13 protein-coding genes and 2 pseudogenes are annotated in these 16,736 nt (G+C 57.6%); 3 read left to right on the top strand and 12 right to left on the bottom strand.

Annotation, left to right across the window (positions count from 1 at the left end; all coding sequences use genetic code 11):
* Positions 1–108 precede the first annotated feature (108 nt).
* Positions 109–822 carry an SDR family oxidoreductase gene (locus tag I8E17_RS27360; RefSeq protein ID WP_069614236.1) on the bottom strand — a complete coding sequence of 238 codons (714 nt, stop codon included), beginning with the start codon at positions 820–822 and terminating at the stop codon, positions 109–111.
* Between the two features lie 177 nt (positions 823–999).
* Here I8E17_RS27360 and I8E17_RS27355 point away from each other — a divergent pair, with 177 nt between their 5' ends.
* Both I8E17_RS27355 and I8E17_RS27350 read left to right on the top strand, forming a co-directional pair.
* The gene (locus tag I8E17_RS27355; RefSeq protein ID WP_112722204.1) at positions 1,000–1,365 is read left to right on the top strand and encodes a helix-turn-helix domain-containing protein; all 366 of its coding nucleotides are present in this window, start codon (positions 1,000–1,002) and stop codon (positions 1,363–1,365) included.
* Positions 1,366–1,676: 311 nt separating this feature from the next.
* Positions 1,677–2,592: pseudogene (locus I8E17_RS27350) on the top strand (IS30 family transposase).
* 46 nt (positions 2,593–2,638) lie between these two features.
* Here I8E17_RS27350 and I8E17_RS27345 read toward each other — a convergent pair.
* The 8 genes and pseudogenes from I8E17_RS27345 to groES all read right to left on the bottom strand — a co-directional run.
* Positions 2,639–2,731, bottom strand: a pseudogene (locus I8E17_RS27345) (Hsp20/alpha crystallin family protein); the annotation flags it as partial.
* 95 nt (positions 2,732–2,826) lie between these two features.
* Complete coding sequence (locus I8E17_RS27340) at positions 2,827–3,303, bottom strand: Hsp20 family protein (RefSeq protein ID WP_069614233.1); 477 nt, start codon at positions 3,301–3,303, stop codon at positions 2,827–2,829.
* Positions 3,304–3,593: 290 nt separating this feature from the next.
* Positions 3,594–5,804 (bottom strand): amylo-alpha-1,6-glucosidase, encoded by a 2,211-nt coding sequence (locus tag I8E17_RS27335; protein WP_069614232.1) that lies wholly within the window; start codon positions 5,802–5,804, stop codon positions 3,594–3,596.
* A 13-nt stretch (positions 5,805–5,817) separates the two neighbouring features.
* Entirely contained in the window at positions 5,818–6,912 is a 1,095-nt protein-coding gene (locus I8E17_RS27330; protein WP_069614231.1) for a glycosyltransferase family 4 protein, read from the bottom strand.
* A gap of 84 nt (positions 6,913–6,996) precedes the next feature.
* A complete protein-coding gene (locus I8E17_RS27325) occupies positions 6,997–7,410 on the bottom strand; it encodes a hypothetical protein (protein WP_069614230.1) in 414 nt (137 codons plus the stop codon).
* A gap of 292 nt (positions 7,411–7,702) precedes the next feature.
* On the bottom strand, positions 7,703–7,942 hold the full coding sequence (locus I8E17_RS27320; protein WP_069614229.1) for a hypothetical protein: 240 nt from the start codon (positions 7,940–7,942) through the stop codon (positions 7,703–7,705).
* 54 nt (positions 7,943–7,996) lie between these two features.
* Positions 7,997–9,625 (bottom strand): chaperonin GroEL, encoded by a 1,629-nt coding sequence (gene groL, locus I8E17_RS27315; protein WP_069614228.1) that lies wholly within the window; start codon positions 9,623–9,625, stop codon positions 7,997–7,999.
* 54 nt (positions 9,626–9,679) lie between these two features.
* Positions 9,680–9,994, bottom strand: a complete 315-nt coding sequence (groES, locus tag I8E17_RS27310) for a co-chaperone GroES (protein WP_069614227.1) — start codon at positions 9,992–9,994, stop codon at positions 9,680–9,682.
* Between the two features lie 278 nt (positions 9,995–10,272).
* Between groES and I8E17_RS27305 the strand changes: the two genes are divergently transcribed.
* Positions 10,273–10,545 carry an usg protein gene (locus I8E17_RS27305; RefSeq protein WP_069614226.1) on the top strand — a complete coding sequence of 91 codons (273 nt, stop codon included), beginning with the start codon at positions 10,273–10,275 and terminating at the stop codon, positions 10,543–10,545.
* Between the two features lie 414 nt (positions 10,546–10,959).
* Here the strand turns inward: I8E17_RS27305 and I8E17_RS27300 are convergent, their stop codons facing one another.
* From I8E17_RS27300 to treY, 3 genes are all read right to left on the bottom strand, one after another.
* Positions 10,960–11,334 carry a GFA family protein gene (locus I8E17_RS27300; RefSeq protein ID WP_069614427.1) on the bottom strand — a complete coding sequence of 125 codons (375 nt, stop codon included), beginning with the start codon at positions 11,332–11,334 and terminating at the stop codon, positions 10,960–10,962.
* A gap of 736 nt (positions 11,335–12,070) precedes the next feature.
* Positions 12,071–14,140 (bottom strand): glycogen debranching protein GlgX, encoded by a 2,070-nt coding sequence (gene glgX / locus I8E17_RS27295; RefSeq protein ID WP_069614426.1) that lies wholly within the window; start codon positions 14,138–14,140, stop codon positions 12,071–12,073.
* A gap of 97 nt (positions 14,141–14,237) precedes the next feature.
* Complete coding sequence (treY, locus tag I8E17_RS27290) at positions 14,238–16,712, bottom strand: malto-oligosyltrehalose synthase (RefSeq protein WP_069614225.1); 2,475 nt, start codon at positions 16,710–16,712, stop codon at positions 14,238–14,240.
* Positions 16,713–16,736 lie beyond the last annotated feature (24 nt).

Here is a 16,736-nt window from a genome sequence, read left to right as displayed (position 1 = left end):
GTCGACCCGAGGCAATAATCAATACTGAACCGAAACCCGGATTGACCGGCGGCTGGCGGCTTTGTAGATCCTGCCGTCAGGGGAAGGGCAGGCTTGGACCCCGGACAGTCAAACCTGGGTAGCTCCGCCGTCCACGCACAGTTCCGCGCCGGTCGTGAAGCTGCTTTCGCTGCTTGCGAGGAAGAGTGCCGCCGACGCCACTTCATCCGGTCTGCCGAGACGGCCTAGCGGGATCATCCCGGTAAGTGCCGCACGAACTTCGTCTGTAGTCGCCGCCATCATGGCCGTGTCCGTTGGTCCAGGGCTGACGACATTGACGCGGATCCCTCTGGGGGCAAGTTCGTTTGCCCAGGTTCGGGCGAACGATCGAACCGCCGACTTGCTCGCGCTGTAGACACCGTATCCTTTCGGACCGATCGCATCGGCTATGGATCCGATCAACACGATCGAACCGTTATCAGGGATGAGTTCCAAGGCGTTCTGCGCGGCAAAGAGGAGGGAGCGAACGTTTAGGTCGAATATGCGATCGTATAGATCCTCGGAGATGCCGCCGAGCTCTGCGTATTCCGACATGCCCGCGTTCAGGACCAAGACGTCAATTCCGCCGCGTTCATCGCGAACCCGATCGTATAGCTGCTTCACATCGGAGGCGAGGCCGGCGTCTGCAACGACCGGAATGATCCGGCCTTCGTCAGGGGACACGAATGGCTTACGGCTGGTCGCGTAGACAATTGACCCTTCGGCCGCAAAGCGAGCCGCGATCGCGGCTCCGATTCCGCTTCCACCACCAATAACCACTGAAATCTTGTCTTCGAGTTTCATCGTGAACTCCTTGCGATTGAACACGAGGAGTCAGATATAGTTCCTATATCTAGTGCGAAATACGCACCGTATGTAAATCAGATATAGGAAAGTATATCAGTGCCAAGCTCTATCGACACGAGAACCGCAACCGCTGTGCGAGCCCTAAAGTCGACAAAGAAGTTGATCGACGAGGCAATGATCGATGCAAGAAGGGCGAGGCCGGTGCTCGAGCAAGTCGCAAATAAGTGGTCGCTCCTGATCCTAAGCGTACTCTGCACGAAACCGTCGCGTTTCAACGAGATCATGCGTCGTCTCGACGGCATTACGCACAAGGCCCTCGCGGATGCGCTCAAGCGTCTCGAGAGAAACGGACTCGTTCGAAGGCAAGTTTTGCCGACAGCCCCGGTGGGCGTCGAGTACTCCATCACGCCGATGGCCGAGTCTCTTCGCGAGCCCTTCGCGGCGCTCTACCAATGGGCGATGACGAACGGCGCGGCCATGGAACAGTCTCAACAGGAGTATGACCGCAAGACCTCGACTTCAACCGCGGAAACGTTCTGATGGAAAGCTGCACGGCCGACGCTCTCGACGCTGTCTAGCATGTTCGACGCGCATCATCTTCAGCTTACCAGCAAGCCATCCTAGAAAGATGCAGAAGATGATCGTGGCGAGCGCGTGCGCGATCGTGACGACAATGTCCCGCATCAACCTTGCTCCTGCTCGGGCGCCACCTTGCCCTTGAAGACGAAGGGGATAGGCGGCGCTTTAGTTCCATAACATAGATTATCTGATTCCCGGCTGTAGCTGGGTACATTCTATTTCCAAGTGCGACATGCCAGTGATTTCAATGGCTTCACTTTGGAGATTTTGGCATGTCCCGATGCTATACGCAATTGACCCTCGCCGATCGCCGGCGGCTTCACCACCTCGTCGCACGCAAGGTGCCGATCAACGAGATGGCCCGCCAACTCGGGCGCCATCGTTCGACCATTTACCGTGAGATCAGGCGAAATACGTTCCAGGATCACGAGTTTCCCGAATACAGCGGCTACTTCTCGACGGTTGCCGATGATATTGCCAAGGAACGGCGCCGACGCCTGAGAAAGCTGCGGCGCCATCCGCATCTGCGTCGTATGGTCATTGAGAAACTGGAGGCCTACTGGTCGCCGGAGCAAATTGCCGGCCGTCTTCTGGCCGATGGGATCAGCTTGGTTCGGATCTGCGCCGAGACGATCTACCGCTTCATCTACGGTAAGGAAGACTACGGCTTGGGCCTTTATCGATATCTGCCGGAGGCACGCCGCAAGCGTCGTCCACGTGGGTCGAGGAAGCCGCGAAACAGCGTGTTTCCGGCCAGTCATAGAATATCGCAACGCCCCTGATTTTATTGGCGATCGCTCGCAGTTCGGTCATTGGGAGGGTGACCTTTTGATCTTCGAGCGTGAACTCGGGCATGCCAACGTCACTTCACTGGTCGAACGCAAGAGCCGCTATACCGTGATGATCAAGAACCAAAGCTGACACTCCCGTCCGATCATGGACAAGATCATCGGAACATTCTCTCCTTTGCCAGCCTTTGAGCGCCAGAGCTTCACCTTTGAGAAAGGTGCGGTCGAGAATGCCAACAAGCGCATTCGCCGCTTCATGCCAAGTGATACCGATCTTGCAGACGTCTCTCGGCGTGACCTGACCCACCTTGCCCGCCACCTCAACGATCAACCACGAAAATGCCTCGGATACAGAACCCCAGCTGAAGTGTTCATGGCATATTTGCAGGAAGAGGCGTAATCCCCTACCCTAAACGCCGGCGTGATGCACTTGGGTTAGCTTCTCCAGACAGGAAGGGATCACGGTCGTCATCGCGCAGGAGAGTCGGAATCTGATTGCCCTTGGTACGATTCCAGGGAATCAAATCCCGAACACTCATGTTTTTCTCCTTTCCGTTTGCTCACTTGGCGAAGTTCGCCTGGAGGCGCCGAGCCACGCTCGGCGCCTTTGTGCGAATTGCGCTTGTGTGGAAGCTTAAGCCGCCTGCTTCTCGGCCTCTATCTGCTTCGTCTCAGGCTTTGAGAGAGTCATGTCGGTCGTAATGGCGATCTGGCGCGGCTTCATCTCTTCGGGGATTTCGCGCTTGAGATCGATCGTCAGCAGACCATTGACCAGACCGGCACCTACCACCTTGACGTGATCGGCAAGCTCGAACCGGCGCTGGAACGAGCGGCCGGCGATGCCGCGATGCAGATACTGCACATCTTCAGTATTTGCCTTCTGGCCCGAGACGACGAGCATGTTCTGCTCCTGGGTGATCGTCAATTCGTCCTGCGAGAAGCCCGCCACCGCCATGGCGATGCGATAGCTATCCTCGCCGGACTTGACGATGTCGTACGGGGGCCAGTTGTCGATCGTGTCGACGCGACTTGCCGCTTCAAGCGCATTCAACATTCGATCGAAGCCGATGCTCGACCGGAACAGGGGTGAGAAATCGAGGTTTGTCCTCATAGCCATATCCTCCTTATAAGCAACATGGATACAAGGAGACGCCAAGAGCATGACGTCTCCTGGACTTCGTTCGATTCCCATTGGGCAATCGAACAATATTGATATAATTCCGTAGCTTACAGTTTCAAGAGCAGCGCAACTCCCGACAAAAAAATTGATTTTCGCGTGACCAGATTCGAGTAATGCGGCAGATGCCGAGCGGCAGAGTTACTGCCCTGGTTGACGTGCTGGCTCCGACGGAGAGAAACCGGAATAGACAAGGCGACGACACTGCCTTCTTTGCCGCCCGCCTATGCCGTTGTCAGCACCCTGATATCGCCTCGACGATCAATGACGTCGACCACGACATGGCGACCGGATCGGCGGATGGTGACGTCGGCCGACCCATTGCCGATCTGCAGGCGTCGCAGCGACACCTCATCGAGGAAAGAAGGCAGCTGCGGCTCGTTGAAGCTGACATGCTGCGCGTTCGGGTCAAAATCAAGGCCTAGGCACGATTGCAGCAGGAAGAGCGGCGCGGCCGCCGCCCATGCCTGCGGGGAACAGGCGACCGGATAAAAGGTCGGTCCCTGCGCCTGCTGGCGCGGCAGCCCGCAGAAGAGTTCAGGAAGCCGGCGCAGGTCGATATAGGTCGACGCCGTAAACAGGCCTTCGAAAATCCGCGCGGCTTCAGCGCGATGGCCGTAGCGGGCAAGGCCGGCGGCAATCAGGGCATTGTCATGCGGCCAGATCGAGCCGTTGTGATAGCTCATGGGATTGTAACGCGCCTCGGTCGAGGCAATGGTGCGGATACCCCAGCCGCAGAAGGACGAAGCACCCATCAGCGTTCGGGCAACGACGCGTGCCCTTTCGGGATAGGCTATGCCGGTGAAGAGGGCATATCCGGCATTGGAGGATCGAACCCGGCAAGGGCGCTTATTTCCGTCCAAGGCAAGTACATAAGTGCCAAGTTCCTCGTCGAAAAAGCTCGTGTCGAAAGCGCGGCGCAAGGCCTCCGCCCTCGCCAGGAATTTCGCGGCCCGTTCCGCCTTGCCGAGCCTGCGAAAGATCTCGGCGGCCCCCTGCCAGGCGCCGTAGAGATAGGCCTGCACCTCGGCAATCGCGATCGGTCCCTTCGCAAGCGTGCCGTCGATGTGAAAGATGGAATCGTGGCTGTCTTTCCAAGCCTGATTGATCAGGCCCTCTTCTGTCCGTCGTCCATATTCGACGAAACCGTCGCCGTCTCGATCGCCATGTTCGTCGATCCAGGCAAGGGCCGCCTCGATGGCAGGGAGCAGCGACTGGATCGTGGCAAAATCTGCCGTACGTTTAAGGTATTCGCCAGCCAGCAGCACGAAGAGGAGCGTGGAGTCGATACTGCCATAATAGCGGCGGAAAGGCACTTCACCGAGTTCAGCCATCTCTCCATAGCGGACCTCGTGCAAAATCTTGCCTGGTTCCGCGTCCGCAATAGGGTCGATCTCCGCCGCCTGGTTGGCCGCCAGATGGCCAAGTACCCCGCGGGCGATCTGCGGATCGAGCCAGAGCGTTTCCAGCGCGGTGATCAGGGCGTCACGGCCGAAGACGGTGCTGAACCAGGGAATGCCGGCATAGGGATAAGGTCCTTCCGGCTTGTCGGTCATCAGCATGTAGAGGTCGGAGACGCTGCGGCGAACCACCTCGTTGAAGATCTCGTTGGACGTAACGATCGATGCCGCGCGTGAGGAAGACGAACGCAAGGCTCGGCGCGCATCCCTCAGAGCGAGGAAAAAGGAACGGTGGCTCGGTCGCCGGTCAGCGACCCGATCGCAACCTATCTCGACGAAGAACGATCGCACCTCATGCGGCTCAAGATGGAGATCATAAATAACCTGATCGCTACAAATTTGATCCGGCCTTGGATCAAAGCAAATGCGGGTCGACCGCTTTCGCTCATCAAGCCCGATATAGGAAAGCAGGATCGAATCCTGCTCCACGACGGGGGTAAGATGGCGGCCTTTACGCACTCTCACAGTGCCGCGAACCTCGAACAGGTCGGCAAAATCGGCCGCAAATACGATTTCGACACGAACATGCTGCCGCCGATCGTCATAATTCCGGATGGCCAGCCGCTCGTGGCAACCGCCATTCCACAAGAAGCGGGATCTGCGAAGATGAATGAGATCATGGCCGAGCGTGAGCTTACCTTTTTCGTCGAAAAGATCGGGGTTGGTGAGATCGCAGGTGAGCGTCGCGTTATCCTCACGCAGCGTCGACGACAACAGCATTGGCCGCTTGCCGTTGATCGCCAGATAGAAATGCGAGAGATAACGCGTATCACGATGGAAAAGGCCCTCCGGGCTACCAGGCCCGGAAAGCGCATCGCCATTGTGGTCGAAGACGGCGAAGGTATCGCCGTGCTTCAAGGTGCGCGGTCGCCGCTCCTGCAGGGATGCGGTTGCCGGGATGAAGAATTGCGCCACCGTGGCGGCCGGCTCTGCCGACGCGACGGATGGCTTGCTGTCCACAGAAGCGGTCGACATGCTGCCATGTCTCCTACGCCACGACCTGGAGATCCAGATTCTGGCCATTGGCTCGGCGCAGTGACGCCGCCTTCGTGCGAACGCCGGGCAGGTTACGATAGATAGCGAGATAGTCTCGCGCCATCCGTTCCGCGCTGAAACGCCGTTCGAAAGTCGCGCGGACCTTGTGGCGATCCATGCGCAGCGCCCATTCGACATTCTCGGCCGCCTCCGTAACACTATCGACGACGATGCCTGAAACACCGTTATCAATCACTTCCGGAACCGAACCGCATCCGAACGCGACTACCGGGGTGCCGCATGCCATTGCCTCGATCATCACCAGCCCGAACGGTTCAGGCCAGTCGATCGGGAAAAGCAACGCGCCGGCATTGCCAAGGAAATCGGCCTTCTGGTGCTCGTTGATTTCGCCGATGAACTCGACGTTCGGATGGCTCTTGACCATCGGCGCGATCACCGTGTCCCAATAGGCCTTGTCCGCATTGTCGATCTTGGCGGCGATCTTCAGCGGCATACCAACCTTGGTTGCGATGCGGATCGCGCGATCCGGACGTTTCTCGGGCGAGATTCGTCCCAGGAAGGCAAGATAGTTGCCTTTGGGCTTTGCCGTGAAGGAAAGAAGATTGGTCGGAAGACCGTGATACACAGTTCCGGACCAGTTGACCGGTGGCATCGGGCGACGCTGATCATTGGAGATCGATACAAGCGGGATATCAGGAAAAGCCTTGTAGAAAGGCTTGAGATCCGGCAGGTCGAGACGTCCATGTAGCGTCGTGACTGTACGATCCGAAAAATCCCGAATCAGCGGGAAATGCAAGAGATCAATATGGAAATGTAGGACATCGAATTCATGCGCCCGCCGGCGGATCTCCTCCAGCAGGACGACTTGATGCGGAAGATGATCCTTGACGGCCGGATTGAGCCTGAGCGCGACGTCCGAGCACGCCACCAAGGTTGCCTCGGTAACGGAGTCACCGCTAGCAAACAGCGTGACGTCGTGACCCTGAGCGACAAGTTCTTCGGTAAGATAGGAAACGATGCGCTCGGTTCCCCCATAAAGCTTCGGTGGAACGCTTTCGGCAAGCGGCGCAATCTGGGCGATCTTCATCGGCAAAACCTCCTCATAAGAGCAAAGAATGGACGGCAAAAATCGGGTAGCGTCCTAAAAAGGCACGCGTTTACAAGGCGATGTCTACGCTTCTGATATCTGGCGGCGGCGACCTCCCTTTCTAAGGCTGCTAGAAACAAAACGGCCGGCGAAACGGCGCAGCCGCGATCTCTGGCGACGAAGTTTATCGGCCTCCGCAGGCCGCGACGAGATCATGTCTTGGCCGTCATCCAAGGACTTTAAAGCGGCGATGATGTCATCATAGGAGACGACATGGTCCGCGCCTGGAAAGCGCCGAAAGCCGGGCATCGATTCGATTGCGAATATATCCGAGGCCCAGGACGCAAGAATGGCGCGCTTGTGATCCTTGGTGATATGCTCCGCCGACAGAACATCGCGCGGATGGGCAAAATGTCGGGCAGGATACAACAAATGCGCCGAGGTGACCGCAGCGGTGGATGGGTCGCTTATTGTGATACCGTCGGTTTCCTTTCTCATATCTGGCTCCATCGATGTCTGATCGCTGAGTTCTGGCCACGTTAGGAAGCTTCAGCTTGGTCCGTTACCCTCCATGGCGCCCCCTCAGCAAATGAATTGCCTTCGAGCTCGGAGAGTGCCGCCGCGCGCAAGGCTGACGGTTCGTGCAGGGCTCTGCTATAATATCTTGCGACCGTCGTCATGATCTGCGCAACGGCAGTAGGATCACGTGAGACCCCTTTACCACGCGCTATCGATTTGACGACGTCCATGCAGATCCGCAGATCTTCCCGCGAAAGAGAAAGAGGGCTGTTCATCCTTCCGCCACCTCCGGAAAGGTGCCGCGCGCACCCTGCACCAGTATTTTCAGCTGCCGCGGATTTCGTACTCCCTGGCGGTATAGTTCTATTACTATAGCAGCGATCCGCTCGCCCTCTTCCGATTTGCGCGGAATATCCGCCGCTGCCCGGATCTCATCAAAAACGCGCTGGCAAAGGTCCAGGTCGCGCGAATCGAGCGGCGCATCTGATCTCTTGATGATCGTCTGAACCATTCGTGATCTCCATTGCGGAGCCCGCTCCACCAGAGGGTGGAGCGGGCTTGACCGTTAGAAGTCCATTCCTGCTCCAGCGGGCAATGCGGGAGGTGCCTCCTTCTTCGGTTTTTCGGCAATCATGGCTTCCGTCGTCACCAGCAAGCCCGCGACCGAAGCTGCATCCTGAAGTGCGGTGCGCACGACCTTGGCCGGATCGATGACGCCTTGAGCATAGAGATCGCCATATTCATTCGTCTGGGCATTCCAGCCATAGGAGAAGTCGGTCTTCTCGCGCAGCTTGCCGACGATGATCGAACCTTCCGCGCCGGCATTCTCTGCTATTTGGCGAACCGGCGCCTCGATTGCCCGGCGAACAATATCGACGCCGACGCGCTGGTCGTCGTTTTCCGTCTTGAGACTGTCAAGCGCCTTGACGGCTCTCAGCAGAGCAACGCCGCCGCCCGGCAGGATGCCTTCCTCGACCGCGGCTCGGGTCGCATGCAGCGCGTCATCGACACGGTCCTTCTTTTCCTTCACTTCGACTTCGGTCGAGCCGCCAATGCGGATAACGGCAACGCCGCCAGCGAGCTTGGCAAGACGTTCCTGCAGCTTTTCGCGGTCGTAGTCGGAGGTGGTTTCTTCGATCTGGGCCTTGATCTGGGCAACACGGCCATCAATGTCCGATTTCGAGCCGACGCCATCGATAATGGTCGTATTCTCCTTCTCGATCGCCACCTTCTTCGCCCGGCCGAGCATGTCAAGGGTGACGTTCTCGAGCTTGATGCCGAGATCTTCGGAGATGACAGTGCCGCCCGTCAGGATGGCGATGTCTTCCAGCATGGCCTTGCGGCGATCGCCGAAGCCCGGAGCCTTGACGGCAGCGATCTTCAGGCCGCCACGCAGCTTGTTGACGACGAGGGTCGCAAGCGCTTCGCCTTCGACGTCCTCAGCGATGATGAGGAGCGGCTTGCCGGTCTGAACGACGGCCTCCAGGATTGGAAGTAGCGATTGCAGGTTCGAGAGCTTCTTTTCATGGATGAGGATATAGGGATCCTCGAACTCCACCCGCATCTTGTCGGCATTGGTGACGAAATAGGGGCTGAGATAGCCGCGGTCGAACTGCATGCCTTCAACGACTTCGAGTTCGGTTTCGGCGGTCTTGGCTTCTTCAACCGTGATGACGCCTTCGTTGCCGACCTTCTGCATGGCTTCGGCGAGATAACGGCCGATCTCGGCATCGCCATTAGCCGAAATGGTGCCGACCTGGGCGATCTCGGCGTTATTGGAGATCTTGCGGGCGTTGGTCTTCAGTTCCGCCACGACAGCGTCGACGCCGAGGTCTATGCCGCGCTTCAGATCCATCGGGTTCATGCCGGACGCGACCGCCTTGGCGCCTTCCTTGACAATCGCTTGAGCGAGAACCGTCGCTGTCGTGGTGCCATCGCCGGCAAGATCGTTGGTCTTGGAGGCGACTTCGCGCAGCATCTGGGCGCCCATGTTCTCGAACTTGTCTTCGAGTTCGATTTCCTTGGCAACGGTAACACCGTCCTTGGTGATGCGCGGAGCGCCGAAGGACTTGTCGATGACGACGTTACGACCCTTCGGGCCGAGCGTGACCTTCACCGCATTGGCGAGCACATCGACCCCTCGCAGCATGCGTTCACGGGCATCGGTGTGAAACTTGACTTCTTTCGCAGCCATTTCTTTAACTCCTCAATAGGCAGCTATCAGACTGATGGTTCGTGGCTTGGAGGCTCAGGCAGCCTGTTTCCGCTCGGCCTGGGCTTCGATAATGCCCATGACATCGCTTTCCTTCATGATGAGCAGGTCTTCGCCGTTGATCTTGATCTCAGTGCCGGACCATTTTCCGAACAAGATGCGATCGCCAGCCTTGACGTCGAGGGCCTGGACCTGGCCGGCGTCGTTGCGCGCGCCCGGCCCGACGGCGATAACCTCGCCTTCCTGCGGCTTTTCCTTGGCGGTGTCGGGAATGATGATGCCGCCCTTGGTCTTTTCCTCGGAATCGACGCGGCGGACAAGAATGCGATCATGAAGCGGTCGGAACGACATGTTTTCCTCCGTTGAGCAAAAAAGATGACGTTGATCCCCTCACCGGACCGGATGACCAGTCCGGGCGGGTGCAAAACCTCGTTCGAGCCTTTCGCGCGAAATGATCTGGTTTTGGGATTTTTCGATTTCAAGAGGGATGGACAAAAAAATTAGCACTCACCTCAGGCGGCTGCTAACATACTGGAAAGGAACAAGAAAATGGCACTTTGCGTTGAAAACCCATTGATGGCCGCAAAAATTTGCGCCACCATCCGACTGTCACGAAACGGAGATGAAGCATGCGATTTTCGTCGGAACTGGAAGGTCAACTAAACGGCTATGGGCTGACCACCGCGCATATCCTCTATCACATTCCCGATTTCGAATCCGTCCTGCAGACCTACGTCTGGCAGGATTACGATCTGGCGCCCGATTTTCCCGAAATGCATAGGTTCCTCGATTTCTGGCAAACCAATCTCGACGGGCCGCTGCATTCCGTCCGCTACAGCCATCGGCGCCTGATCGGTCCAAACGAATGGCGTCGCGTCGAAGGCGAGTTCAAGCTCCATTAAGACCCGAACCGAAACTTTCCTTTCCCAGTCTTCGATAATCAAGGCTTGATGAGCTCGGTCGTTCTCCCTTGCCAACCCTCGACAGGCCGGGGAGGCTCAGGCTCAGCTCCTGCCGGGCGGAGAAGATTATCGGCTGGAGGGATTTGAATCCTTGCTGGTCTTGTAGGTTCAGCAGGAACAGGGGCGCGTCATCCTCGTAACGACCTGTCGTGATTATTTATTGCATGCGAAGAATGTCAGCATCGACGGGCCGATATCTCCATCAGTCCTGCTCACGGCTTTCGCCAATAACTTTGTCGATCAGACCTTCATTGCGTGGGAAGGCCGAGTAAGCGGAGAAGCATTCCAGTCACGCGTACCATTTGGTCCGCTTTTTCTGTTTTTGGCGGCGGCTACCCCGCCATCATGCGCGCCTCATCGTCTATCCTCCTCGTACTGCTCCGCGCCTTCGATCGATGAAAGCCAGGGTTCCCGCCGTTTGGTCCAAACCTCATAGCTGGGTCTGAGATGCGTGGGTGCCGCGCTCAGGACCCCAAGCTTGATCTCGACCTCGCTATCGCCAACGGCAAACACGCGCGAACCGCAACGCGGGCAAAACTCGCGTCCAGCAAACTCGCTCGTCGCGCCTTCATAGTGAAACTCACTTGCGGGCCATAGGCCGAAATAAGTGAAGGCGGATCCGCTTTCCTGCCGGCAATCCGTGCAATGACAAACGCCGATACGTAGCGGTTTTCCGCGCACCGTTAGACGCACTTGCCCGCAACGGCATGATCCGGTTAATTCCTTCATGGGATTGTCCGCGTCATCGCTTACATTCGTGATTGGGCCTTCCCCGCGGCTGACCTGTTCGGTCCGCCAGCGTCCATCGGACAGCTGGTAGCTGATTTCGGTATCTTCGCCGCCCTGCTGTTGGCGGGCTGCCGCAGATTTGGCGGCGGCAAGCGCACTCCCGTGATCGGGAAACGTCTCCGACCAAACATCACCGACGCGATAGGCAAAACCCTCGTCATGGATAGCAACGTGATATGTTAACGGCATTAGTTCCTCCGGCTCGGCCGAGCACTCGTGGAATTTGGAAACGGTGCGACAAGGGTCGATCCCTTACAGGAGGAACACCCATGCATTATCTCACGGCCTCCCATCAAAGTTCGCAGACCAGGAAAAGTTTCCAAACAGCAAGAGATATTTACGTTTGCAAGAAACAAAACGGAGCCGACCGGCCTGGATTCCAGACCAAAATTCCGGTGAATGGCAGTTTTATATGGCGCGAGGGCTAATGGGATGGGCAACCCGTATTGTTCGCGGCATAGCACAAGAAATCATGTGAGCTACAAAACGACAACCAAGTGCCAATATTCGTTTCATCGGCGACCGGGGCAGTGAGATAACTAGAGCCGCATACCGCCGCAATAACCTAATATCGACGCTACCTTCGACTGGAAGGGATCGAGATTTCCGTCGCTTGTCCGAGCTTCCACCCTCTTGAAGATCCCCGACGTGCATTTTCATTTCACTCACGCTTGTTTCAGGCGGGCCTCAAAAGCGAGAGACTGCGGGCTTCAAGTTTCAAGAATTTCTTGTCGACCCCGCCCCGATCCTGCCCATCAGGATCGGATGTCGATAGTTCCAGCGCCCAGCGTTTGTCATCCGGCAAGGTAAAGTCGACATCTCCATCACGAGGATTGAAAAGGACTAGAATATCATCCCACCCCTCTTCGAAGGGTTGCTCACGCGACAGGCGCAGGCCGATCGCCGTGTTCGCTTCATCGTCCCATTGCTCGTCCGTCTGCTCTCCGCCGCTCGGATTGAGCCAGGTGACAATCAGACCGTCGCGCCAATTTTCTCGTCGGAGGATGGAATGTGCCTGACGCAAGGCGATCAGCCGTTTGACGAAGGTATAAAGCGCTTCGGCGCTGCCATATCGATCGTCCCAATGCAGCCAGCTGAGTTCGTTGTCCTGACAGTAGCCATTGTTGTTGCCCATCTGGCTGCGGCCGGCCTCATCACCCGCCAGCAGCATCGGCGTACCATGCGACAGAAAGAGGGTCGCGAGAAAATTGCGTTTCTGGCGCTCCCGAACGGTATTGATGGCTTCATCATCCGTCGGACCTTCAGCGCCGTAATTGTAGCTGCGGTTGTCGTTGTGGCCGTCATTGTTGTCTTCGCCATTGGCCTCATTATGCTTCTCGTTATAAGAGACGAGATCATTAAGCGTGAAGCCATCGTGGGCGGCGATGAAATTGACACTGGCCCACGGGCGGCGGCCGCGAAGATCATAAACATCGCCCGACCCTAAGATGCGGGCGGCAAAATCCCTTGTCATGCCGGGTGTGCCCTTCCAGTAATCCCGGACCGTATCGCGATATTTGTCATTCCACTCCGCCCAGCCCGGCGGAAATCCCCCCACCTGATAACCGCCGGGGCCAATGTCCCACGGCTCGCCGACAAGTTTGACTTTTGCAAGCACCGGATCCTGGCCGACCGCGTCGAAGAAGCCGCTGCGCTGGTCGAAACCCTGGGGTTCGCGGCCAAGAATGGTGCCGAGATCGAAACGAAAGCCATCGACATGCATTTCTTCGACCCAATAGCGCAGCGAGTCCGTCACCATTTGCAGCACGCGCGGATGCGACGTGTTGATCGTGTTGCCGGTGCCGGTATCGTTGATGTAGTAGCGGGGCTGGTCCGGCAGGGTGCGGTAATAGGAGAAATTGTCGATACCCTTGAAGGAAAGGGTCGGACCGAGTTCATTGCCCTCCGCGGTATGATTATAGACAACGTCGAGGATGACCTCGATACCGGCATCGTGGAAGGCACGCACCATGTCGCGAAAGCCTTCAAGACCCTTGGGCCCGTAATAGCGAGTTGCCGGCGCGAAGAACGCAAGGCTGTTGTAGCCCCAATAGTTGCGCAAGCCCTTGTCGAGCAAATGACTGTCATCGGGAAAGAAATGGATGGGAAGGAGTTCGATGGAGGTGACGCCGAGGCTCTTGATGTAATCGACGACCGCCCCGTGCCCCAGACCCTCAAAGGTGCCACGCAACCGCTCCGGAATTGCCGGATTCAGCATCGTCATTCCCTTGACGTGCGCCTCATAGAAAATGGTCTCAGGCCATGCGACCGACGGCCTTTTGTCCGGTGCTTCATTCTTGAGGTCGACCACACGGCATTTGGGCACCTGTCCGGCGCTATCGGTCTCGTCGAAGGAAAGATCCTTTTGCTCGTCATCCAGACGATAGGCGAACTGGGCTTGCGACCATTCGATGTTGCCCACAAGCTCACGGGCATAGGGGTCGACGAGCAACTTGTGCGCATTGAAACGATGCCCTTTTTCGGGATCGAACGGACCATGCACGCGGTAGCCATACAAGGCACCCGGCTTCAATCCAGGCACATAGCCATGCCAGATTTCATGGGTATATTCCGGCAGAGCGATCCGCTCGACCTCCTGCTTTCCGCTTTCATCGAAAAGGCAGAGCTCCACCTTTTCCGCATAGGCGCTGAAAAGTGCGAAATTGACACCTTCTCCGTCATAATTCGCTCCCAGGCGCGTGAAATCTCCAGGCTCGATCGCATGCCTCTTGCCGCCTTCCGTCATGAAATCCTCGTGATCGTTGCTGCGCAGCAGAAACACCCTGTGAAGCGCTTTGTTCCGGCCTTGAGGTCGGACTACCCATGCATCGGCGCGAGGATCGTCACCAATTCCCCACGAGAAAGGATAGGGAATGATCGGTAAACAGCTGTGCTGGCAGAAGATCGCCAGCTGACGAAGGCTTATCCGTCAAGAGATCGTATAGCGGCGCCTTGAGCTCTCGCGGCATCATCACAACGGTGTCTTTCCAGAAATCCGATGAAGGCATATCGGCCAGACGCGGCACGATCGTAACCGCTATTTCCCGCTCGTGAACGCGAGCGAAAGCCACGAGATTGGACGCTCGTGCGCCGCTGGTTTCCAAAGGCACATATTCGCCCTCGAGGAAAAGAAAAGGGTGCTGATTGCGATAGCGCAGCACCGTGCGGATAACGTGCCGTTTCAAGAAAGCGGCGTCCATCGCGAGAGGACCGGCCGCTTCCGTGTCAGTCCACGGATGGTCGACCGGTCGTCGATTGTCCGGATCGACAAGGCTGAAATCGAGACCCTCGGCACCCCGATAGATGTCGGGAATACCGGGAGCCGTGAGCTTGATCAGCAACTGCGACAGGCTGTTGCGGCAACCAAGCTCCATGAAAGGGCGCAGCGTCCGGTCGAAATCACGGATGAACTCTCGATTATCCTCCGAAAACAAGGCAGCGGCATAGGCCTGGACCGCATGCTCATAGGAAGGGTTTTCATCCATCCAATCCGTCCGGAGCTTGGCTTCTCGGATCGCCTTCAAGGCATAGGCGCAAAACCGTTCCTTCAGTGCGTTCCGATCGGCTCCTTCGATGTCCTGCGGCCAGATGCCGGCAAGCGCCTGGTAAAGCATCCATTCGATATTGGGCTCGGGCGCGGGTCCATCGGCAAGGCTGGAGCAAAAAGGAGAATTCATGTTGCGCCATCGCTCGACGCCTGCAATCCAGGCATCAGGATCCTGCGTAAGGCCGTATAGGCGGGCGCGAGCGTCTTCTCCCCGCTTGGTATCATGCGTCGAAGTCGCGGAAAGGCCGTGGCGTTGCCGCTGAAACCGGTCCTTCATGAATTGATGAAAGGCCGCCACCGAGCCCGATGGCGCGTGTGGCTCCCCTCCGACCTCGTTCAATGCGATGAGGCGGTTATACCGATAAAACAGGGTGTCCTCGACGGCCTTTGCCATGATCGGGCCGCTGAGCTGCTGGAATCTGGCTCGAAACTCCAAAGCTTCGGCTGCAGAAACCTCCCCTTTCAAAAGACGGGCGAGCGCATCGAGGGCATCAACGGTCGGCAATCGGCTTCTTGCCTTCCCACAGGCACTCTCGACGACCGTCACATCATCGGACGATGCAGCTCCCTGATAGGCATAGGTACGGTAAACCGGGAAGGCGACCAGCAGCTCGCGAAGCGCCGTCGCTATTTCCTCCTCCTCGAAATCCGCAAAAATCGAGCATGCCAGCCTCGTCAGACGCCTCGTCTCGCCGGCGAAATTGCGCTCGGCCATCAGCAGCTTCGCCTTGCGCAACCCTGTGGCAAAGTCGGCATCTTCCTCGCTGACGGACCTGTAGGCTCCGTCCAGCTGGCGCAACCCCTCCTCGTTCACGAAGAGATCGGCCATGGCGGCGATGAATTCGTAGCCGGTCGTTCCCGCCACCGGCCAATCCGTCGGCAGCTTCTCACCACGGGCAAGGATTTTCTCGACTACGATGAACGTGTCCGGGCCGACGGCTTGCCGCAAATGCTCGAGGTAGCCGTTCGGATCGGCCAGTCCATCGATATGGTCGACGCGTAATCCTTGGACCTGTCCGGAGCGAACCAATTCGATGATCAGCCGATGCGTGTCGTTGAAGACCCGTGGGTCCTCCACCCGCATCCCGACCAGGCCTGCCACCTCGAAGAAGCGCCTGTAGCTGAGGTTTTCGGCTGCATCTTTCCAATAAAGCAATTGCCAATGCTGTTCCGCGAGAAGTTTTCGCATCGCGCCCGCATCCCTCGAAAATGCGCGCAACCGCTCCGCATCCGTTCCTATGTCCGCTGCCAACCGCTCGGCACTTTCGATCGAAAGCGGAAGCAGATCGTCGAAGTAGGCTAGATATACGCACCCATTTGTAGGCTCATAGCGAAGATCAAAGTCCGCCGCGGCCAGGCTTTCCTCGAATGGGCGTCCCAGAAGCGGCAAGGTGAGCTTGCGTCGCCAGTCGATATCGAAATGGCCGGCATAGGCACTGCCCGATCCACGCTGCAACACGTCACGCCACCACGCGTTTTCCGCGGAAGCGGCCATATGGTTGGGCACGATGTCGAGGATCAAGCCAATGCTAGCCTGCTGCAAGGCCATGCAGAAAGCATCGAACCGCTCGCGACCGCCAAGCACCGGGTCGATCTCGTTCGCATCCGTGACATCATAGCCATGCGCCGATCCCTTCTTGGCCGCAAAGATCGGCGAGGCATAGACGTGGCTGATGCCGAGACGCTTCAAATAGGGAACCAGCTCCGTTGCCCTGCCAAAGGTGACATCTCCGCGAAACTGCAGGCGATAGGTAGAGGTTAAGACGGTCATGGCTTCCTCGCTGCGTCGGGGGCT

It is taken from the genome of Rhizobium sp. AB2/73 (assembly GCF_020871915.1).
GTDB classification, from domain to species: Bacteria; Pseudomonadota; Alphaproteobacteria; order Rhizobiales; family Rhizobiaceae; genus Rhizobium; species Rhizobium dioscoreae.
Note: the sequence above shows the minus strand (reverse complement) of the source record. Positions and strands in the feature narration are given on the sequence as shown.

Coding starts and splice junctions, on each gene's coding strand:
- I8E17_RS27360 (WP_069614236.1), bottom strand. CDS start 822: ATGAAACTCGAAGACAAGATTTCAGTGGTTATTGGTGGTGGAAGCGGA.
- I8E17_RS27355 (WP_112722204.1), top strand. CDS start 1,000: ATGATCGATGCAAGAAGGGCGAGGCCGGTGCTCGAGCAAGTCGCAAAT.
- I8E17_RS27340 (WP_069614233.1), bottom strand. CDS start 3,303: ATGAGGACAAACCTCGATTTCTCACCCCTGTTCCGGTCGAGCATCGGC.
- I8E17_RS27335 (WP_069614232.1), bottom strand. CDS start 5,804: ATGTCGACCGCTTCTGTGGACAGCAAGCCATCCGTCGCGTCGGCAGAG.
- I8E17_RS27330 (WP_069614231.1), bottom strand. CDS start 6,912: ATGAAGATCGCCCAGATTGCGCCGCTTGCCGAAAGCGTTCCACCGAAG.
- I8E17_RS27325 (WP_069614230.1), bottom strand. CDS start 7,410: ATGAGAAAGGAAACCGACGGTATCACAATAAGCGACCCATCCACCGCT.
- I8E17_RS27320 (WP_069614229.1), bottom strand. CDS start 7,942: ATGGTTCAGACGATCATCAAGAGATCAGATGCGCCGCTCGATTCGCGC.
- groL (WP_069614228.1), bottom strand. CDS start 9,625: ATGGCTGCGAAAGAAGTCAAGTTTCACACCGATGCCCGTGAACGCATG.
- groES (WP_069614227.1), bottom strand. CDS start 9,994: ATGTCGTTCCGACCGCTTCATGATCGCATTCTTGTCCGCCGCGTCGAT.
- I8E17_RS27305 (WP_069614226.1), top strand. CDS start 10,273: ATGCGATTTTCGTCGGAACTGGAAGGTCAACTAAACGGCTATGGGCTG.
- I8E17_RS27300 (WP_069614427.1), bottom strand. CDS start 11,334: ATGAAGGAATTAACCGGATCATGCCGTTGCGGGCAAGTGCGTCTAACG.
- glgX (WP_069614426.1), bottom strand. CDS start 14,140: ATGACGGAAGGCGGCAAGAGGCATGCGATCGAGCCTGGAGATTTCACG.
- treY (WP_069614225.1), bottom strand. CDS start 16,712: ATGACCGTCTTAACCTCTACCTATCGCCTGCAGTTTCGCGGAGATGTC.